This is a genomic window from Serratia marcescens subsp. marcescens ATCC 13880 (genome assembly GCF_017299535.1).
Lineage (GTDB): Bacteria > Pseudomonadota > Gammaproteobacteria > Enterobacterales > Enterobacteriaceae > Serratia > Serratia marcescens.
On record NZ_CP071238.1, the window covers coordinates 1,413,975 to 1,433,390 of the forward strand.

General features: G+C 55.8%; 18 protein-coding genes and 2 pseudogenes. 15 read left to right on the top strand and 5 right to left on the bottom strand.

Annotated elements, in window-relative coordinates:
• Positions 1–29: 29 nt before the first annotated feature.
• On the top strand, positions 30–620 hold the full coding sequence (locus J0F90_RS06690) for a LysE family translocator (RefSeq protein ID WP_033640997.1): 591 nt from the start codon (positions 30–32) through the stop codon (positions 618–620).
• Here the strand turns inward: J0F90_RS06690 and J0F90_RS06695 are convergent.
• Positions 596–1,423 carry an AraC family transcriptional regulator gene (locus tag J0F90_RS06695; protein ID WP_033640996.1) on the bottom strand — a complete coding sequence of 276 codons (828 nt, stop codon included), beginning with the start codon at positions 1,421–1,423 and terminating at the stop codon, positions 596–598. The genes J0F90_RS06690 and J0F90_RS06695 overlap by 25 nt on opposite strands.
• A 69-nt stretch (positions 1,424–1,492) precedes the next feature.
• Between J0F90_RS06695 and J0F90_RS06700 the strand changes: the two genes are divergently transcribed.
• Positions 1,493–1,711, top strand: a complete 219-nt coding sequence (locus J0F90_RS06700; protein WP_016928610.1) for a DUF7661 family protein — start codon at positions 1,493–1,495, stop codon at positions 1,709–1,711.
• A gap of 9 nt (positions 1,712–1,720) precedes the next feature.
• Here the strand turns inward: J0F90_RS06700 and J0F90_RS06705 are convergent, their stop codons facing one another.
• Both J0F90_RS06705 and amyA read right to left on the bottom strand, forming a co-directional pair.
• Positions 1,721–2,569: a PA4780 family RIO1-like protein kinase gene (locus tag J0F90_RS06705; RefSeq protein WP_016928609.1), complete on the bottom strand. Its 849-nt coding sequence runs from the start codon at positions 2,567–2,569 to the stop codon at positions 1,721–1,723.
• Between the two features lie 120 nt (positions 2,570–2,689).
• Positions 2,690–4,180 carry an alpha-amylase gene (amyA, locus tag J0F90_RS06710; protein WP_016928608.1) on the bottom strand — a complete coding sequence of 497 codons (1,491 nt, stop codon included), beginning with the start codon at positions 4,178–4,180 and terminating at the stop codon, positions 2,690–2,692.
• 500 nt (positions 4,181–4,680) lie between these two features.
• Between amyA and J0F90_RS06715 the strand changes: the two genes are divergently transcribed.
• Positions 4,681–5,586, top strand: coding sequence for a bifunctional helix-turn-helix transcriptional regulator/GNAT family N-acetyltransferase (locus J0F90_RS06715; RefSeq protein ID WP_033640995.1), 906 nt, complete (start codon positions 4,681–4,683; stop codon positions 5,584–5,586).
• Between the two features lie 85 nt (positions 5,587–5,671).
• Positions 5,672–6,970, top strand: coding sequence for an SLC13 family permease (locus tag J0F90_RS06720; protein ID WP_033640994.1), 1,299 nt, complete (start codon positions 5,672–5,674; stop codon positions 6,968–6,970).
• Here the strand turns inward: J0F90_RS06720 and J0F90_RS06725 are convergent.
• Both J0F90_RS06725 and J0F90_RS06730 read right to left on the bottom strand, forming a co-directional pair.
• Positions 6,945–7,197: pseudogene (locus J0F90_RS06725) on the bottom strand (hypothetical protein); the annotation flags it as partial. The gene J0F90_RS06720 and the pseudogene J0F90_RS06725 sit on opposite strands and share 26 nt — an antisense overlap.
• Positions 7,178–7,325 (bottom strand): annotated as a pseudogene (locus J0F90_RS06730) (IS5/IS1182 family transposase); the annotation flags it as partial. The pseudogenes J0F90_RS06725 and J0F90_RS06730, both read right to left, overlap by 20 nt.
• Positions 7,326–8,073: 748 nt before the next feature.
• Between J0F90_RS06730 and J0F90_RS06735 the strand changes: the two are divergent.
• The 11 genes from J0F90_RS06735 (at position 8,074) to J0F90_RS06785 (ending at position 19,415) form a co-directional block, all read left to right on the top strand.
• Positions 8,074–8,340, top strand: a complete 267-nt coding sequence (locus J0F90_RS06735) for an acyl carrier protein (RefSeq protein ID WP_033640993.1) — start codon at positions 8,074–8,076, stop codon at positions 8,338–8,340.
• 1 nt (position 8,341) lies between these two features.
• Entirely contained in the window at positions 8,342–9,238 is an 897-nt protein-coding gene (locus J0F90_RS06740; RefSeq protein ID WP_033640992.1) for a hypothetical protein, read from the top strand.
• Positions 9,231–9,896, top strand: coding sequence for a hypothetical protein (locus J0F90_RS06745; protein ID WP_033640991.1), 666 nt, complete (start codon positions 9,231–9,233; stop codon positions 9,894–9,896). The genes J0F90_RS06740 and J0F90_RS06745 overlap by 8 nt, the downstream gene beginning before the upstream one ends.
• The gene (locus J0F90_RS06750) at positions 9,883–10,974 is read left to right on the top strand and encodes an acyl-CoA dehydrogenase family protein (RefSeq protein ID WP_227944645.1); all 1,092 of its coding nucleotides are present in this window, start codon (positions 9,883–9,885) and stop codon (positions 10,972–10,974) included. Before J0F90_RS06745 ends, J0F90_RS06750 begins: the two co-directional genes overlap by 14 nt.
• Positions 10,975–10,995: 21 nt before the next feature.
• A complete protein-coding gene (locus J0F90_RS06755) occupies positions 10,996–12,366 on the top strand; it encodes an MATE family efflux transporter (RefSeq protein ID WP_033640990.1) in 1,371 nt (456 codons plus the stop codon).
• A 47-nt stretch (positions 12,367–12,413) separates the two neighbouring features.
• Positions 12,414–13,988 (top strand): class I adenylate-forming enzyme family protein, encoded by a 1,575-nt coding sequence (locus J0F90_RS06760; RefSeq protein WP_033640989.1) that lies wholly within the window; start codon positions 12,414–12,416, stop codon positions 13,986–13,988.
• Positions 13,985–14,797: an efflux RND transporter periplasmic adaptor subunit gene (locus J0F90_RS06765; RefSeq protein WP_227944644.1), complete on the top strand. Its 813-nt coding sequence runs from the start codon at positions 13,985–13,987 to the stop codon at positions 14,795–14,797. Before J0F90_RS06760 ends, J0F90_RS06765 begins: the two co-directional genes overlap by 4 nt.
• A gap of 31 nt (positions 14,798–14,828) precedes the next feature.
• A protein-coding gene (locus tag J0F90_RS06770; protein ID WP_103086435.1) for an IS3 family transposase occupies positions 14,829–15,994 on the top strand; the annotation gives its coding sequence in 2 pieces (ribosomal slippage) (positions 14,829–15,093 and positions 15,093–15,994; 1,167 coding nt in all).
• An 81-nt stretch (positions 15,995–16,075) separates the two neighbouring features.
• Complete coding sequence (locus J0F90_RS06775; protein WP_229601636.1) at positions 16,076–16,876, top strand: efflux RND transporter permease subunit; 801 nt, start codon at positions 16,076–16,078, stop codon at positions 16,874–16,876.
• Positions 16,873–17,820 (top strand): ketoacyl-ACP synthase III family protein, encoded by a 948-nt coding sequence (locus J0F90_RS06780; RefSeq protein WP_033640987.1) that lies wholly within the window; start codon positions 16,873–16,875, stop codon positions 17,818–17,820. The genes J0F90_RS06775 and J0F90_RS06780 overlap by 4 nt, the downstream gene beginning before the upstream one ends.
• A complete protein-coding gene (locus J0F90_RS06785) occupies positions 17,817–19,415 on the top strand; it encodes an AMP-binding protein (RefSeq protein ID WP_033640986.1) in 1,599 nt (532 codons plus the stop codon). Before J0F90_RS06780 ends, J0F90_RS06785 begins: the two co-directional genes overlap by 4 nt.
• Position 19,416 lies beyond the last annotated feature (1 nt).

The window sequence follows — 19,416 nt, forward strand, 5'->3', positions numbered from 1 at the left end:
GCCTGTGAATATTTTCTCAGGTGTCCATCATGAATATCTACCTTTCCATGGCCGCGTTTGCGCTGGCGGCTTCCATCACCCCTGGCCCGGTCAACATCGTCGCATTGAGCGCCGGGGCGCAATTCGGTTTTGGCGCGACCCAACGCCATGTGTTCGGCGCCACGCTGGGGTTTACCCTGTTGCTGGTGCTGCTGGGTTTGGGCATGCACCAGCTGCTGATCCTGTGGCCGGGGCTGACCCGCTTGATCCAGTGGGCCGGCGTGGCTTTTCTGCTGTTTATGGCCTATCGGCTGGCGTTTGACGACGGCAGACTGGGCAACGGCGCGGCGCAGGCGCCTTCCTGCTGGTACGGCGCGCTGATGCAATGGCTGAATCCCAAGGCATGGCTGGCGTCGGTGGCCAGCCTCGGCGCCTTTGTCGGCGATGGCGACATGCTGTTGCTATGGCAGTTCGCCGGGCTCTACTTCGTGATTTGCTATGCCTCGGTAGCCTGCTGGGCCTATGTCGGCGCGATGCTGCGCGGCCTGCTCAGGCAGGCGCGCAACGTACAACGCTTTAATCGCGCGATGGCGGCGTTGCTGGCGGCCAGCGCTTGTTATCTGTTGGCGGAGGGTTTTTGATACTGGCCGGGCGTGGCGGCCAACAGCTGTTTGAAGGTGCGCTGAAAGTGCGCCTGATCGGCAAAGCCGCTTTCGCTGGCGGCCGCGGCGATCGGCAGGCCGCTTTTCAATAACCGATGGCCGTGCTGCACGCGGCGGTTGATCAGATAGGCGTGCGGCGTCATGCCGTAACGCTGGCGGAAGGCGCGGATCAGGTAAGAAGGGGAGAGCGCGGCGGCGCGGCAAATGTCGTCCAGCGTCAGCGGCTGGGTGCAGTGCGCGTCGATAAACGCCGCCGCCGCTTCCAGTCGGCTATGCGGCGGCGTCTCCGGCTGGCGGACATCGCCCAGCCCGAGCTGCAGGGCGCTGAAATACTCCACCATGGCGATCTGTTTTTCCAGCGCGCTGCACAGCGGATCCGTCAGCAGCGCATAAAGGCGATTCAGGCCGTGGAACAGCGCCGGATCGCGACTGAGCGGCTGGCTGAACGGAACAAAACGCTCGCCTTCGCCGCCGAGCAGCTCCTGCTGCAGCGCGCCGATCCAGGCGAGATCGAGATAGAACATGATGTACGACCAATTGCGGTCGGCGATCGGATTACAGGCGTGCGCCTGCTGCGGGTTGATGATCACCAGATCGCCGGCGCTGACCTGCATGCGCCGCTCGCCGTTGACATAGGTGCTGACGCCGCCGGTGATGGCACCGATGGAAAAGAATTCGTGGCTGTGCAGGCTGTAACACGCCTGGCGGCCATCCGCGATGGCGCGGGCTTCGACGAACGGCAACTGCGGATCGCGCCAGAACTGCGGCGTTTTTTCACTCATACGCTTTCCTTTTCACTGAGGCGGCATCACAGTGTTATAGCCTGAAAGCGACGAGAGGGGGAATGGCGGATGATGATTTTTAACGTGTTCGGCCGTCTGCTGGGCGTGAAGCGCATCGGGGACGAATGGCGGCTGTTCCGCGTGACGCTGCCGGAGCGCAAATATGCCCCCAGCCACGATATCGTGTTGCCGGCCGATCTGCGCGAAGAGGAGATCGCCGGCTATCTGGGGGATATCTATCACGAGGCGGCGACGCCGCAGCGGCCGGAGGTGTTTCGCGTCGAATAGCGCGGCGCGTTACTCTTCCGCGTTGCGCGCCATGAGGCGGCGCTGGTGTTCCTCGCTGGCGGCCTGGATCTCTTCCAGCACCGAGCCGACATCGGCGCGCTTCTGGATTTCGCTGAACCGGCCGCTGAGGGCGCTGTCCGGCGTCAGATTGCCTTCCTGATACAGCGCCCAAATCTCTTTGGCGTATTGGCTGTCGCGCAGTTCCGGCGCGAATTGGCCATAATATTCCGCCAAATTGTTGATATCGCGCTCGAACATGCTTTTGGCGTGATTGTTGGCGGCGGCGTCCACCACCTGCGGCAGATCGATGATCACCGGCCCGTCTTTATCCATCAGCACGTTGAATTCCGACAGGTCGCCGTGCACCAGCCCGGCGCACAGCATGCGCACCGCGTAATTCATCATCAGGGCGTGATCGGCGCGCGCCTGTTCCGGCGTCAGGATGACATCGCTCAGGCGCGGCGCCACCAGACCTTCTTCGTCGGTAATCAGCTCCATCAGCAGCACGCCGTCCAGGCAGATATCCGGCTGCGGCACCCGCACCCCGGCCTTGGCCAGCAGATACAGCGCGTCCACTTCGGTGTTTTGCCAGGCTTCTTCCTGCTGCTGGCGGCCGAATTTGGAGCCTTTGCTCATGGCGCGCGCGTCGCGGCTGTTGCGCACCTTGCGCCCTTCCTGATAGTGAACCGCCTGCTTGAAGTTGCGCTTCTCGGCCTCTTTGTACACTTTGGCGCAGCGGATCTCATCGCCGCAGCGCACGATAAACACGTCGGCTTCTTTGCCGCTTTTCAACCGGCGGATGACGTCGTCGATTAACCCGTCATCCACCAGCGGCTGGAGTCGTTTTGGAATTTTCATGCAGCCTTGTACCCTATTTAGGCTCCGGTGTGAATGGCTTGCGCAGTTGATAGCGTAAGTTAGACCCGAAAGGCAAACATTAGTTTTGCCGCCGCGGCATCATTGCGCGGCGGCGGGCGTTCACAGGCTGCCTGTCGGCACCCAGACGCTGACGCTGCCGGCGTTAACCGGGAAATGGGCGCTGCCCTGGTCGTCGGTGGTGATTTCCTCCTGGCGATTACCGAGGAAATCGCGCCAGGCGGTGTGCGCCAAATCGGCGCCCAGCGCGACCGTCTTGCCGCTCTCGCCGCCGTTGGTCAGCACCACCACGCAGCCGGGGGCCTCGGCGGTGCCGGCGCGGCTGAAGGCCACGCAGTGGCTGTCGTCGAAGTAGTCGGTTTGCGGGCCGTTGGCGAAGCGCTGGCGGGCGGCGATCAGCTTCTCCAGCTCCGGGATCGCCGGCATGTCGATCTGGTATTCGCCGCCGTCGCGCCCCTTGTCGCGGTAGCTGGCGCCATACAGGTCGGGGTAAAACACGCAGGGCACGCCCTGTTCGCGCAGCAGGATCAGCGCATAGGCCAGCGGTTTGAACCAGGGTTCCACCGGCGCTTCCAGCGATTGCAGCGGCTGGGTATCGTGGTTGGCGACCAGCGTCACCGCGTGGGCCGGATCGGCGGCGGTCAGGGTATCGGTGAAGATCTGCGCCATGTCGAAGCCGTCGCCCTGTTTCGACGCCTGATGAAACTTCAGGTGCAGCGCCACGTCGAACAGCATCACCTTGCCGTCCACCAACTCGATATATTGTTGCAGCGCGCCGAGATCGTGCGACCAGTATTCGGCAACGATAAACAGGTCGCGCTGCGCGCTGCCGCGCACGTGATCCGCCCACTCTTTGAAGAACCAGGCGGGAATGTGTTTGGCGGCGTCAAGGCGAAAGCCGTCGCACGGCAGCGTGTCCAGCAGCCAGCGCGCCCAGTATTTGAGTTCCTCCGTCACCGCGGCGTTGCGGAACTCCACGTCGGCGCCCATCAGGTAGTCGTAGTTGCCTTTCTCGTCGTCGACCTGATCGTTCCAGCCGTCGTCGCCGTAGTCGTTGGCGATTTTAAACACCCCTTTGTCGTCCGGCTGCTCAACATAGTCGACGCCGCTGAAGCATTTGTAATCCCAGATAAACTCGGAATGCACGCCCTGGCGACCGGGAAAGGTGAAGCGGGTGTAGGCCAGCGCGTCGAAGCCCTGGTCGTCGATATCGTTGCGGTTGTTGGCGTCCACCTTGAATACGTGTACCCGTTCTTTTTCGTCCGCGCCGAGCTTGTGGTTGAACACCACGTCGTAGATCACCCCCACGCCGTGTTCGCGCAGCGTAGTGGCGGCATGTTCCAGCGCCGCCTTGTCGCCGTATTTGGTGGCCACGCTGCCTTTCTGGTCAAATTCGCCCAAATCGAACAGATCGTAGGTGTCGTAGCCGACGGAGTAGCCGCCGGAAGCGCCCTTGCAGGCGGGGGGCAGCCACAGATCGGTGATGCCCAGTTCGGCCAGGTGCGGGGCGCGCTCGGCGGCCTCCTGCCACAGTTTGCCGCCGTCGGGGTAGTACCAGTGGAAGAATTGCAGCAGGGTGGTTTTTTTCGTCATGAGCCAGCGTCCCGGTTAGCCAGAAGGAGAGGTGCAGTTAAAGCATGGGCTACTTTTGGCAAAAGGGACAATGGCGCAGGGAGGCGCGCGAAGGCAGGCGTAAATATGTAACCGATATTGACGGGATAGCGATTAAGTTGCTGCTATCAAGTTTTCACGTTTTAGTTTTTATTAACTATTTTTCAAATAGATATTTGCTTTATTTTTTGTTCTGTCAAATTTTGATGTTTTTACTCCCATTTTCATTGGTTTTTTATTTTAATTTTAAATATTAATTTGGATTTTAGTTTCTAAAATAATAAATTAAATGGCTTTAAATTCTGGTTAATGAAATGTTTTGACATATTCAGATGCCCCGTTGGTTATTCATTCGCAATTGTTTATGCGTTATCGTTATGTTCTAAATTAGGTAACACTATCAACCAATAATCCATCCAACGCAGCGTGAAGGTGGAAGTACAGGGGAGCATAACGCCGTGAACATCAGGGATTTCAGAGCATTGGCGCGCAGTTTGGTCAGAGAATTCGGCATGTTGAACAAGCAGAGCAACGGCTCGCGCTTTTCGCCGCTGCAGATCCATCTGATGATCGAAGTCAGCGAGCAGCCGCTGGGCGTCACCGAGCTGGCGGCCCGGCTTTGCATCGACAAGGCCAGCGCCAGCCGGGCGCTGCGCAGCCTGGTGGCCGCCGGCGTGATAGAAACGGTGGATCATCCGGATGACAAGCGGCACAACCTGCATCGGCTGAGTAAAAAGGGCGGTAAGGCGCTGGCCGGCATCGAGAGCGACGCCGACGGTTTTATGCAGGCGGCGCTGGCGCAGTTGGACGACGATGAGCTGGCGAGTACCACTGCGGCGATGAAAAAGATGACCGCGGCGCTGCGCAGCGCGCGCAAACAGCGCGACGCCAACCTGCGGGTGCGGCCGATTGCCGCGCGCGACGATGCGGCGATGGCGGCGATCATTCGCGACGTGTTTCGCGAGTATGGCATGGACAAGATGGAAGGGGTCAGCCTGCACGATCCGGATCTCGATCGGCTGACCGGCCTGTATCGGGACAACGGTGGCCGCTACTGGGTGCTGGAGCGGGACGGGCAGGTGGTGGGGGGCGTCGGCATGGCGCCGCTGGCGGGCGAAGAGCCCGGCTATTGCGAACTGCAAAAACTGTTCTTCAAACCCGGTGTGCGTGGGTTGGGCATGGCGCGCTATATGGTGGTGCAGGCGCTGAAGGCGGCGCGGGCGGCAGGGTATCGCTACTGCTATCTGGAAACCACCGAACAGTTGAAAGAGGCGATTGGGCTGTATTACGCGCTGGGTTTCACGCTGCTGACGGAACGGCGCGGCAATACCGGCCACCACGGCTGTAATGTGTGCATGCTGAAAAATCTGCAGAACGACGATATGTGAGCGGTTTCAAGGTTAGCGCCCGCGCCTTGTGTCACCCTGTTAACCGTTTGATAACAATCACAACGTTTTATCAGGGAGGAAAACTATGTTGGCGGATCCGATGGCGCTGTCTGCGCTGGTCACGCTGGTGGTCATCGCGCTATGGGTCAGTGCCCGCTTACCGGAGTATTTGGTCGCGCTGCTGTTCTTTGCGGCGGTGATGGTGTTGCAGCTGGCGCCCGCCGCGGTGACCTTTTCCGGTTTCGCGTCTTCCGCATTCTGGCTGGTGCTCAGCGGCTTCGTGCTGGGCACCGCCATCCGCAGCACCGGCTTGGCGGATCGCCTGGCCAACCGGCTCTTGCCGCACCTGGCCGGTTCCTGGCCCCGTCTGGTGGGCGGCGTGGTGGCGATAAGCTACGCGCTGGCGTTTGTCATGCCCTCCAACATGGGGCGCATTACGCTGCTGATGCCGATCGTCATGGCATTGGCCGATCGCGCCGGTCTGGCGGAAGGCACGCGCGGCCGCATCGGTTTGGCGCTGGCGGTGGGGTTCGGCACCTTCCAGCTCTCCGCCAGCATTTTGCCGGCCAACGTGCCCAACCTGGTGATGAGCGGCGCGGCGGAAAGCGCCTACGGCAGCCACTTCGCTTATCTCTCTTATCTGCTGTTGCATGCCCCGGTGCTCGGGTTGGCCAAAGGCGCATTGTTGACGCTATGCATCTGCGGCCTGTTCCGTGCGCGGCCGCAACCGGTGGTGGCCGAGGCGGGGCAAACGCCGCTCAGCGCCGCCGAGTGGCGGCTGATCGCGCTGTTGGGCATTACGGTGTTGCTGTGGATGTCCGACAGCTGGCACGGCATTGCCCCCGCCTGGATCGGGTTGGCGGCGGCCTGCGTCTGCCTGCTGCCGCGCATCGGTTTTCTCAACGGTGAGCAGTTCGCCGCCGGGGTTAACGTGCGCACCTGCATTTACGTGGCGGGGATTCTGGGGCTGACCGCGCTGGTCAGCCACTCCGGCCTTGGCGATCGGCTGGGCGGTGCGCTGCTGGCGATGATGCCGGATCTGCACGGCAAGCCGTTCACCGCATTCGGTTCGCTGGTGGGGATCACCGCGTTGCTGAATTTCGTGGTGACCGCCAACGGCGTGCCGGCGCTGTTTACCCCGCTGGCACAGGCGTTGTCCGCAGGCAGCGGCCTGCCGCTGCTGACGGTGTTGATGACCCAGGTGATCGGTTATGCCACGCCGCTGCTGCCGTATCAGGCCTCGCCGATCGTGGTGGCAATGGGGATGGGCAAAGTACCGGCGCGAGAAGGGCTGAAGCTGTGCCTGCTGTTGGCCGCGCTCAGCTTCGCACTGCTGGTGCCGTTGGATTATCTGTGGTTCAGGCTGCTGGGGTGGATCCCGTAAACAGCCCCGCGCCGCCGGCAAAACAATCTTCGTCCAGCGTCAGGGTGGCGATTTTATGCACCGGTCCGCGCATGCTGACCTGAAAATCGCCGCTGAAGGCGATCTGCAGTTCGCCGCCCGGCATCCGTACGCTAACCCGATCGCCGACTCGTCCCAACTTGCGCCGCACCCGGCGTCTGTCAGCCCCCATGCTGTCTGACTTTCCATTCGCCCTCGCCAAAGACCTTCAGGCTGTGCATGCTCAGTCCATGCCGCAATGGCTGACTCATCAAGCCAGACCGCCAGCGAACCGCGGTGCCTTAGCACTTTTGTTGTTGGTGGGCCAGTTGGTGATTTTCAATTTTTGCTTTGCCATGGTGACTTGATATTGAAACGAATGTAGCGATCAGAGCCGTCAGTCACCTAAAAGTTCGATTTATTCAACAAAGACCCATTATGCGACAGAACCGGCATAAGGAGGGATCCGTCAGGGAGGTAGCCGGTACATGGTCTATTTCTTCATAAGAACGATTCGATAGTGTTTGCCGCGCTTTTTTTAAAACATTTAGTTTGGAAATGAGAGGTAATAAAAATGTAATCAGGATATTTGATATTAAATATAATTAGCTAATTAGTTATTTTTATTGAATTCATATTGTATTCGTTTTTTATGGTTTTTTAGGTTTAATGTGGTCGTCGGTATGTTTTTTGGGTTGTTGTTTTTTTGTGATCGCCAAGTAATTTAAGTTATAAAAACGTGATCATGATGTTGACCAAGGTGTTTTTTTTATGTATCTTTTTTCGCCATGAGACTGAGGTTGAAGTTTGCTCATAAAATTTAGATTTACTGACATTAATTTACTGCTCATTCTATATGGAAAAATTAAATTTTAGCTTTGGGAAATCTCAGGGGTAAATAATTACAGGGATGGTGTGGTCATGATCTACCCCCCCCCCGATCCTCCATCATACTTTAGTTTGAAACACTTTTATCATCATGCTTTCGTTGTAATGTAATAATTTCGTTAGTTAATGGCATCAGAATTTTTAATTAAAAGTCTAATCTGTAAATGGGGTGTCCTGACTGTCACTCTTCTCACTTGTGTGCAATCCTTGGGGATATTATGTCTAATAATGTGGAACTGATCGTAACTATCAAAAATATTCTGGCGAAAGAGCTAAATATCGAATCCCTCGACGAGTTAAATGAATCGACATCCTTGCGTGACGATTTAGGTCTTGACTCAATGGCTACACTGACCTTTCTAATGTCTCTTGAAGATAATGTCGACAATTTCACTATTGATGCTAATACCCTTGAAGGGCATCACGTAGAAACAATTGGATCCATCTGTGACTATGTGAATGCGCGGTTAGAGGAAACAGCATGATATGTACTATATAAATCAGGTTTTTTATAAGGTCATGGACAGGCGTGAATTAAGACGAATGCCCAGAGACCGATTTACCATTTACCAGAAAGATTTGCACCGAATAGCGCAGGATGTCCTCACCGAATCAACGTTGCTTGAGGGGGACCAGTATTCCTATACGGAGTTGGGCGACGCGGTGTTGCAGGATGTGGAAAAGGGTCAAGCCCTTGATGGCGTTGATATGGCGATGTTCTGCTACTGGACGCCTGAGTTCGATCCCGACTACTCTGCCTTCGGTCCGTATTTTATGGATCGTTATAAAATAAACGGTCATTCTTTTGATATCTGTGATAACGGCAGTCTGGCCTCAGCCACAGCATTAAACGTTGCTGGCAGTTATCTGAAAAATGGCAGTGTGCAGAAAATACTACTGCTGGGCATGGAGCAAAATACGATACCCAGAAATATAGAGCAAGGCTTTCCCGTTCCATCAAGATCCTGCTCTGTTGCCGCATTATTAACGGCGGAGAAACGGCCTGAAAGCCAATGGAAGCTCATTAATTCTGGCCACATTACGGAATGGGATTCGGGGAGATTAGAAGATAGCTATGGTTTGCTGATCGACATTCTTACTCGGTCAAATACCAATACAGATGATGTCGTATTGTTAACGCAGCGCAGTGGGTATTTCTATAAGAAACTCCGTTTTCATCTGGAAACCACCTCGCAGGAGTTACCAATAGACTATGCATTTCTTCGCCCTGACGTCACAGGGATGAATGCATTACTGACACTCGCAGGTGAAACGCTTGCACCACTCAACAAGCGAACCGTATTACTTATCGAGCATGATATGGAAAGTTTGAGGATGGCATGGTCTGTTTTACAGAAAGTTCAGGAGGTGGATCATGTTTGATATTAATTACCCTTTTGGGTCTAAGCATTATCAGCCGTTTTCCTGGGACGCTGAGGAAATATCACTGAAAGCCTATTCAAACCGACAAAAAGTCGCTGCGCGCGGCGGATTTGCTGTGGTTTCAGAACATCAATTAGCCCATCAACAGTTAAGTTTTATTACAGAAAGTGGTGCTGACTGGCAGGACACGGCCGCGCTGAAGATATACCCGAGCAGCGCTGCCATAACGCGCCATCATCTGGTGGTGTGCCAGCTTCCACCACAGGCTGCTGGCTCTGCCTCGTTTTACGAACGGACGCCTCTGTTTGCCTGGCAGCGCGAAATCGTGTGCAGCCAGCTGGAGTGGATTGGACGCTGGACACAAGTCCTGATGGAGCATGCTGCACAGCGCAAAGTGGGATCATCCACACTGTTGTCTGTCCCTTCCATACGCCTGCGCCTCGGCCAGATCATGCAACACCACGACTTACTGGAGCAATGTCTGGTTCTGGACAACTGGTCGGCGCAGCAGGCGCTGACTGATATCGAAGGCATGGTGGACGCCTTGATCAAGACTGCGGGCGGTCGGGCAATGCTGCAACACGGACTGGTAGAAATGAATAGCTTATTCGCCGTGTTAAACCACATTTATCTCGGAACCTCCCATGATGAATTTTGACCGTTCAGTCGCTCTGACTCACTACGATGAAAAATGGCTGGATCTGGCGCAGCTGTTTCGTTCTCTCTCTCTGGACGTGCTCAACGATCGCGATGTCGTGCTGGCACATCTGGACAGGCCGTATTTTGATGAAGTTTATGCTGATCGTACCAGCACCTGCTTCGAGCGTGCTCGCATGTATGAAAGCCTGTCTTATGGCGATCCGAGCGTATTGCTCTCCTGTCCCGGACCTTCGCTTTCAGGCATCGTGCTGCGGGAATTAGGCTCACCGGAACAACAGGACCAGTTCTTTGACCACGTCTCGGGCCAGCGTGCGCGTACTTGCATGGCTGTAACGGAACCGGAAAAAGGCTCGGATGCCGGTAATCCGACCTCAAGCCTGAACGCTGACCATCTCCTTCAGGCGGAAAAATGGCTGGTGGGCAATGGCCGTGAGGCCACGATGGGCACCATCGTGGTGAGAACCGGTCCGGGCCCCTACAGCATCGTGGTGGTGATGCTTACCCCTGAAACGCTGTCGCATAACGGCACGTTCCGCCAGCTCTTGCCTCTGGCGGGCTTGCAGGGCGCTGGTTTGAGCCACCTGCATTTTGACAATGTGCCCGTCAAACCAGAACAGGTGCTGGGAATGCACCGCCGCCCTCTGGAGCGCGGTATGCATGCCGTGATCAAAACCTTCTATCGTATGCGCCCCTGCGTTTGTGCCATGGCGCTGGGTAATGCACAGGCTCTGCTGGATCATGCGCTGCCGTATTTGCAAACGACCTCGGCGCGGGAACTGCATCGCGCGCTGCAAAGCCAGGCAGACGGCGCTCGTGCACTGAACCTCCGTGCCGCACAACGTATTGACGATCAGATTTTTGATGGCGCCGCCGTGTCTCTGGCCAAAGCGTGCGCGACGGAACTGGCTGAGAAAGTGGCACGCAGTATGCCGTTGCTGACCGGCGTCGCTCATTACCTGACGGATGCCTGGCTGCAGAAAGCCACGACGGATGTCCATGGTTATGAATGGATGGAAGGCAGCCTCGATATGCAGCGTCTGAATATCGTAGCGGGTTACCACTCCCCGGCGAAATAGCCCAACAAACGGATAAACGCGATGGCAATGCATCCTGTGCTCAACCAACGACCGGCTCGCCGTTATCAGGGGTTGAAGTTGTTGAACACGCTCTGGGACACCACCTTCACGCTCTGGGTCACGATGCTGGTATCGTCCATGGCGGTATTAATCAACATTGGCGTCATCAGCCAGAATGCTCCCCAGACGCTGTACGCGTTAGGGTTATTTCTGCCGCTGAACTACGTAATGATGGCCATCCACGAAGGGTTGCGAATTCCGGCACTGCGTTACAGTTCACAGAATCACAGCGACGCACGTGAGGTGCTGGGCACGCGTCTGATATTGCTGTTCAGCGCGATGGTTGTGTTGATGACATTACTTGTCGGCTGTGTCTGGCTGTTCCAGTCGGGCATTGCCGGGCTGTTCCATATTGCCGCGGAACGTCAGAACGATGTCATGGCGTTTATCCTGCCGATGTTACTGGCAGGTATTCCGATTGGTTTTGCAACGCTGATTCTCTCGACCTTATTTGGCCGTGGACTCAATCGTTTTGCCAGCCTGCTGGGTATTAGCGGCACCGCGCTTAACCTGGTGGCGACATGGCTGGCCGCCACGCACTGGCATCAGGGGCTCCAGAGCCTTATCTGGGGGGCATTGATTGGCAGTAGCTACCTGACGCTCAGCGGTGGTGCACTGCTGTACAGTCGCGGGGTCCGGCTCTCACTCACTGGCGTCCGCCGTGAAGCCGTACAGGTATTGAATGATATTGCTTTTATTGGTGCGCCGGTGGCAGGAAGTTTTCTGCTGTTGTTCGGCTTCCTTTTTTCTTTCAACTACCTGGTGTCGTTTTATGGCGCCAGTGAAATCGCCGGTTTTGGCATCGCATTCCGCATCCAGTCATTCGTCATCCTGCCCGCAATTGCTCTCGGAACGGCCATGGCGATACATGCCAATAACGCGATTGCGGATCAAAACTTTCCCCGTATCCGCCAGATCCTCTTTGCCGGGGTAGGGCTCGCCGCCGCACTTTATCTGGTCATCAGCGTGCTGGTGTTTCTGTTACAGGAACGTCTGGTGATGCTGTTCACCCGGGATGAAACCGTCATTGTTCCGGCGTTGCGCTACCTCAACTGTGTTGCGCCGTCCTATCTCAGTCTGGGGGTGGTTCTGGTACTGATGACCGCGTTGGAACAAACCGGGCAGGGGCTGCGGATATTGCTGATCAATATCGTTTTTTACGCGCTGGAAATTGGCATTGCCTCTTTGCTGGGGCTCAACCACGTCGATGCAACGCGGCTCTACCTCGTGATTGCGATTATGAACTGGTTATCCGCGCTTTACGTGGTTTACGAACTGAATAAACGACTTGCCCCCCAGGTCACGTTGCCTCCGCGGGAAATGCAACCTTAACCGTGATGGAACAGGTTCTTATCTTACTGAATGCTCAGGAGTTATGCATGAAGCACAGCTTGGCAGAATTGATTCGCGATGCAGATATAAATTACCCGAACAGAACCGCCCTGATCTTCAAAGATCATCACTATAGTTACCATGATATCTGGATGCGGGTATGTGCTATCGCTGCCGGGATGCGGCACCGCGGACTGCAGCCGGGTGACAGGGTTGTGATTTGTCTGGGCAATCATCCGGACAGCCTTGCCGCATTCTGGGCAGCGCAAAAGCTCGGTGCCTGTCCTTCTCTGGTCGCTATCGATACGGCCGTGAATAAACTGGCTTATATTCTTAATAACAGCGGAGCCAGACAGCTGTTAACCTCTCCGGCCATCTCCGGCGCGCTGATGGCGTTTGGCCTGCAGCAGATCCCTGAGCTCAACACAGTTATTGTCGCGGGAGACCTGAGCAGGACGGAAAAGGGTATATCGCTGGAAGAGTTCATTGCCGATCCGCTAGCAGAAGCACAAATCCCGTTACAGGCCATTAGCGTTGATCTCGCATCGATCATTTACACCTCAGGTTCAACCGGCGAACCCAAGGGCGTGATGCTGAGCCATCAGAATATGCTGGCTGCCACGGACTCTTTAGCGACATACCTGGGCTATCGGCAGGACGATGTCATAATTGCGGTTCTCCCGGTCGCGTTTGATTATGGTCTCTACCAACTTATCCTGAGTTGCTACATCGGTGCCACTGTGGTGCTGGAGCCCGATGGTGTTTTACCTACATTGGTGTTGCGCCATATCCAGCAGTATGGCTGCACGGTGATGCCGGGGCTCTCTTCTCTCTACAGTTTGCTGGACACCTATGCCAGCAGGGGCAAGTTTGACCTGAGCCGCGTGCGTCTGGTTTCCAACACCGGTATGGCATTACGTAAGCAGCATATCCATATGGTAAAGCGCCTGTTCCCGCAGGCGGACATTTTCTCAATGTACGGTCTGACGGAGTGCAAGCGCTGTACATGGCTCCCGCCAGCCGATCTGGAACGTAAACCTGACAGCGTTGGTATCGCGATCCCCAACACGCAGATTCTGGTGGTGAATGATCAGAACCAGCCTTGCTCGCCTGGCGAAGTGGGGCAACTGGTCATACGCGGCGCTACTGTGATGCAGGGTTACTGGCGCAATCCTGAAGCGACAGCGAAAAAAATTGGCATACATCCGCTGTATGGTGACCGTTGCCTGTACTCGGGTGACTACGGCTGGCTGGATGATGAAGGCTATTTTTACTTTGCCGGACGCATGGATGAAGTTGCCAAAATCCGTGGCCGCAAGGTTATTTTCAGTGAGGTTGAGAAAGCCTTATTCCGCCATGAGGCGGTTATCGAAGCAGCGGTCATCGTTCACAATGATGAACAGGATCCTGAGGATCGTATCGTGGCATTCGTCGCCACATCATCGCCTGCCGCACTCACTGAAGCCGAGCTGCGTCAGTTCTGCCTGACGCAGCTGGAGCAGTATCAGGTTCCTCACGTATTCGTTCTGCTGCCGCGACTGCCGAAAAATGCCAACGGAAAATTTGATAAGCATAAGTTGCGCTCAGACTTTAAAGATGCCGCACGGAGGCTGCCGGCATGAGGAACAAGCAGGCACTGGTATTGTTGTGCGCGGTCCTTGCGGTGATTTTTGCAGGCGTGTCCGTCAGTATCACCACCGCACGCACGACGGCACCGGCCGAAACGATCGGCGGTGCGCCACCCGCAGCGTTACAGGGACCACCACCGGCACTGGTTGAAACTGCACAGGTGAAAACCATGTCCTGGCAGGATAAAAAGAACGTGGTGGGGATCGTTAAAGCTGTGTATTACCTTGATGTGCGCACAGAAGTGGCGGGAACAATTCTGCAGGTGGCGCCGGCAGGTGGCCAGTTAGCGGCCAATAGCGTGCTGTTTCGCATTGATGACCGTGCTGAACGTGCGCAACTGAAGCAAAAAGAGGCTAATTTGGCAATGGTGCGGCTAAATGCTCACCGTGCCGATCTGCTGGTCAACAAAGCCATTTCACAGGCTGATCAGCAGGCGGCTCATGTCAACCTCGCTCAGGCCGTCAGCGATCAGGAAGAGTTGCGCAGCTTGCTGCGCAAAATGACGATCACCGCTCCCTTCTCCGGTGTGGTCAGCCTGCATGATTTGGCACCAGGCCAGTCCAGTCAGGCCGGGCAGACGCTGTTTTCCTTTTATGATCCCGCAAAGCTTTATGTCGAGTTCAGCGTGCCGGAAGCGGATATCAGTGCGCTGCATCCCGGTGTGAAAGTCGCGGTTGATGATACGGTGTCCGGATATGCCGGTAGCGCGACCGTTACGCTGATCAATACTGAAGTCAATACGACCAACCGCACGCTGACATGTAGTGGTTCAGCAATTTCGGACACCTCAATAGCCTGTTAATGTAACGACAGAAAATTGAGGTAAGCGAGTAATGACCCAACGTAAACAAACCAAACGCCGTTTTTCTCCTGAGTTCAAGCTGGAAGCCATCGAGCAGGTGACTAAATACCAACAGCGTGCTGTTGATGTCGCTCTAGCCCTGGATTTGGATCCCAGCCAGCTTCGTAAATGGATCCGTCAGTATGAAGCCGAGCTCCAGGGGGTTACGCCTGCCGGCGTGGCAGTGACACCAGACCAGCGTCGCATCCAGGAGCTGGAGAAACAGGTTCGCCGTCTGGAGATGGAGAAAGAGATTTTAAAGCAGGCAGCCGTGTTGATGAGCGAAATCCCCGTCAAATCTGTGCGCTGATCACACGGCTAAAAATGAAATGGCCTGTAGCAGAATTATGCCGTCTGTTGAAGATGCCGCGCAGCGTTTATTACGCATCGCGGTACCAACGTGTTGATGCCGAACGCCTGGAACTGCGAGCACAGATCCGGGCGTTACATCAGCTTAGCCGCGGGTCCGCCGGCAGCAGGACGTTAAGTTTGCTGATGCGCAGGAAGGGTTATGCCATTGGGCGCTGGTTGGCCAGAAAACTGATGCAGGAATGTGGTTTACTCAGTCGCCAACCGGGGAAGCACCGGTATCGTGGAGCCCGAGAAGAAGCAGTCGCCTCGCCAAACCTGCTGAAAAGGCGATTTATGCCGGCCTCACCGAACCAGGTATGGTGTGGAGACATCAGCTATATCCGCCTCCATGGCGGTTGGTGTTACCTTGCGTTGGTCGTCGATCTTTATTCACGCCGCGTGGTGGGCTCGGCACTCTCGTTATCACCGGATGCGAATCTAGCCTGTCGCGCGATGCGTAATGCCCTGGAGACACGGCGGCGTCATGGGCGACTGCTCTTTCATTCAGACCAGGGCTGTCAGTATAAAAGCAAACAATACAGACAGTTATTATGGCGAAGTGGGGTAATGCAAAGCATGAGTCGCCGAGGAAACTGCCTGGATAACTCACCGATGGAAAGGGTGTTCCGAAGTCTGAAAAGTGAATGGATACCGAGCACAGCGTATAAAGATCTGCATCATGCCTCGCAGGATATTCAGAGCTGGCTACAAACCTGGTACAACCAGATTAGGCCACATAAATATAACGGAGGGTTATCCCCCTGCGAGTACGAAAAACAATGGAAAGAGGCTACGAAGGTGTCCTGATTTTGTGAACCACTACAGTATGCCAACACCAAGCTGCAGCCCTTCACTTATGAAGGGCGTACCTATGACGTCATCCTGGGTCTGGATAAGTCTTCGCAGTCGGCAATGAAAACCTTGCTGGACCTGCAGGTCCGAAGTACCAACGGCAGCCTCAGTCGTCTGGGCAGTTTTATGATACCGCAAAATCAGGTTGTACCAGCCTCACTGAAGACCTTTCAGAAACAGGCATCAGTCACCTTGCAGGGAGTTTTAATGCCGGGTGTTGGTCAGTCACAGGCGGCAGAGTTCAGCCGCCAGATACTGGCGGACTTCAAAGCGCGGGGTGTTTCCTACGACCTGGCCGGCGAAACCCGACAAAGCGAAGAAGAGGGGCAGCGTCTGTTGATCACCTTTGCTATTGCTCTGATTGGAATCTATTGCCTGCTGACGTTGCAGCTCACCAGCCACTGGGACCCACTCATAGTCCTGTTCGGTAGCATCCCATTCTCAGTGTTTGGCGCACTGCTGGCACTGCTTTGGTTTGGCATGCCGCTGGATCTGTTTACGCAGGTCGGCATGCTGACGCTGGTCGGTCTGATCAGCAAGCAAGGCATTCTGATGGTGCATACCGCGAACACTCTGAGTGAACGAGGGGTGACCAATATCTGGTTCGCGATTACCCGCGCGTCTGCTTCCCGTCTGCGAGCCATCATTCTGACCTCGCTGACGATGGTGCTTGGCGCTATGCCATTGCTGTTCGCTTCAGGTCCTGCGGCGGAGTCTCGCTTTGAGCTGGGACTGGTCATTGTCGCAGGGATGTTGCTGGGCTCGTTCCTGACCCTCTTCCTGTTGCCATCACTGTATCTCTTTGTGCACAGAAATCGAATGGAGACACGTCTGTGAACCTTACCATCAATGATATTGGTATTTATCTGCCTGAAACCACGTTTGAACTTGATCAGATTTGCATGGAGCCGCGACTGTCGGACGCGGAGATCAAAGTTTATCAACGCTTCTATGGTCTTAAGCGGGTCGCAATCAGTGATATTTCGCTGGAGGACATGATGTTCCACGCCGCCCGGGATGCTCTGATGCGCAGTGGTGTTGCAGCAGATAGCATCAGGCTGCTGGTGCATGTCCACACCTCTGCGGAAACCTGCGCCTGGCCCAATGGTCTGTTGACCCGGTTGTGTCGCCGCCTGGGCTTGCAACACGCAGCGTCTCTGGCGGTACATACCAACAACTGCGCATCTACCCTGAGCGGGCTGATGCTCAGTCAAAACTACTTGGCGGGGAACGGCGAAGAGGGCTACGCGCTATTGCTCACCGCAGATCTGACGTTCAGTGGGATTTTGCAGCAAATACCCAATACGACCCTGTGCGGCGATGCGGCCACAGCCTGTGTTATCAGTCTGAACGGCAGCGGAGCGGTGATGAAATCCCTTGAGCTGGACTATTTCGGCGAACATGCCAAAGGAGCCTGGCAGTCGGAGGAAGAACAGGCCCGGTTTGAAAGCGACTATGCGCAACGTTTGGCAGAAGTGATGCAGCGCAGCTGTCAACAGGCCGGTCTGGAATGGGAGCAAATCCGCTGGATCTTTCCGCACAACGTTAATCTTATCTCCTGGCGAAATGTCGCCGCCAAACTGAATGTCCCGTTAAGCAAAATCTATCTTGATAAGCTGCCTGAACTGGGGCACTGCTTTGGCGCGGATATCTTTATTAACTGGCGTTTTGCCAGTCAGACACTTCAGCCCGGGGATCACATCATGGTGGCAACGGTAGGATTGGGCGCCGTGTTTGGCGCGGCGGTCTTTCAGCTTGCGCAACAGGAGCTTGCATCATGACGATGAACCACCATTTAGGGCAGCTTCTGCAGGCAGCGGCCACGAAATATGCGCACTTAGAGGCGCTGTCGATAAAAGATGACAGCTGGAGTTATCAGCAGCTGCATGAGTTTGCTGCGCTGCTGGCCAGAGGTTTTGCTCTGTCGTCGGGAAAATATTGCGCGTTACTCGGCCCGCGCCACATCGGCACCTTGGCTGGCGCGATCGCCGCATTATGTTACGGAAAAACCTACCTGCCTCTCAATGAAGAGGAACCAGCGGAGCGGCTTGGGTTGCTGGCGCGCAGCACAGGTTTCGATCTGCTGGTCACGCGTGATCAGGAGCGAGCGCTACTGCAAATTCTGCTGGCGCAGAATGAACTGCCACTGGTCATTATTCTCAGTGACTGCGATCTCAGTCCTGACTGGTGTCGCGACTACCCGCAGCATCGTTTCCTGGGGATGGACGAGCTTGCTGCACTCCCCGTCGTTGAGCCCCGCAGCGATAATCCCCATGCCTATCTGATGTTCACCTCGGGCAGTACCGGTACCCCCAAGGGCGTCGAGGTCTCGCACGCCAATGTGGTGCGTTACGTTGAAAATACCGTTGCACTGTACCAGCCCAGCCATAACGATCGTTTTTCCCAGCTGGCGCCGTTAAGTTTCGATTTTTCCGTACACGACCTGTTTGTCCCTTGGGCAGTGGGGGCATCAACCCATGTGTTTGACAGCAGCCAGAGTATGGCGTTGGGGCGTTTAATCGATGAGAAACGGCTGACGTTTTGGGCTTCGGTGCCGTCGACGGCACTCTGGCTGAAGCGGTTGCGCCAGCTGACGCCAGGGGCATTTCCGCATTTGCGCCAGTCGCTGTTTTGCGGTGAACCCCTGCTGCATGGTGCCGCAGATAGTTGGCAGGAGGCGGCACCACACTCGCGTATCGACAATATTTATGGTCCTACTGAAGCCACCGTCGCGGTATGCGGTTACCACTGGAAAAGCGATCCCTCTCTGGCTGCTGGTGCGGTTGTGCCGATTGGTCGTCCCTATCCGGGAACCGTGCTGAAAATTGGCCGCTCGCGTCAGGATGGTCAATCCGGCCACGAAGGTGAATTGTGGATCGGCGGTGAACAGGTCGTGCAGGGCTACTGGCCCGGTTTGCCGGTGCAGGCGGATAACTTCGTTATCGAAAACGGTGAAGCCTGGTATCGCACGGGTGACTGGGGCACTCTGGATTCAGAGGGGTGTCTGCATTTTCTTGGCCGCTGTGACGATCAGCTGAAAGTTCAGGGACAGCGAATCGAACGGCTGGAAATTGAATCCATGCTGCGACAGGTATCCGGCACCGAAGACGTTGCGGTGGTGGGCTGGCCTATCATTGAAGGCAACAGTGTCGAGGGGCTGGTGTTTTTTGTTGGCACACACCACAAAAGTAACCTGGAATTACGCAAATTATGTCAGGAGTCGATGCCGCGCATTATGTGGCCCGGCAAGCTGATACTGGGCGCGATCCCGAAAAACCGCAATGGCAAAACTGACTATAAACAACTGCGTGCTGAACTGGAGGCAGAAAGTCATGCCAGCTGTGGTGCAGAACAACGTGTTACTGGACAGAGGTAAA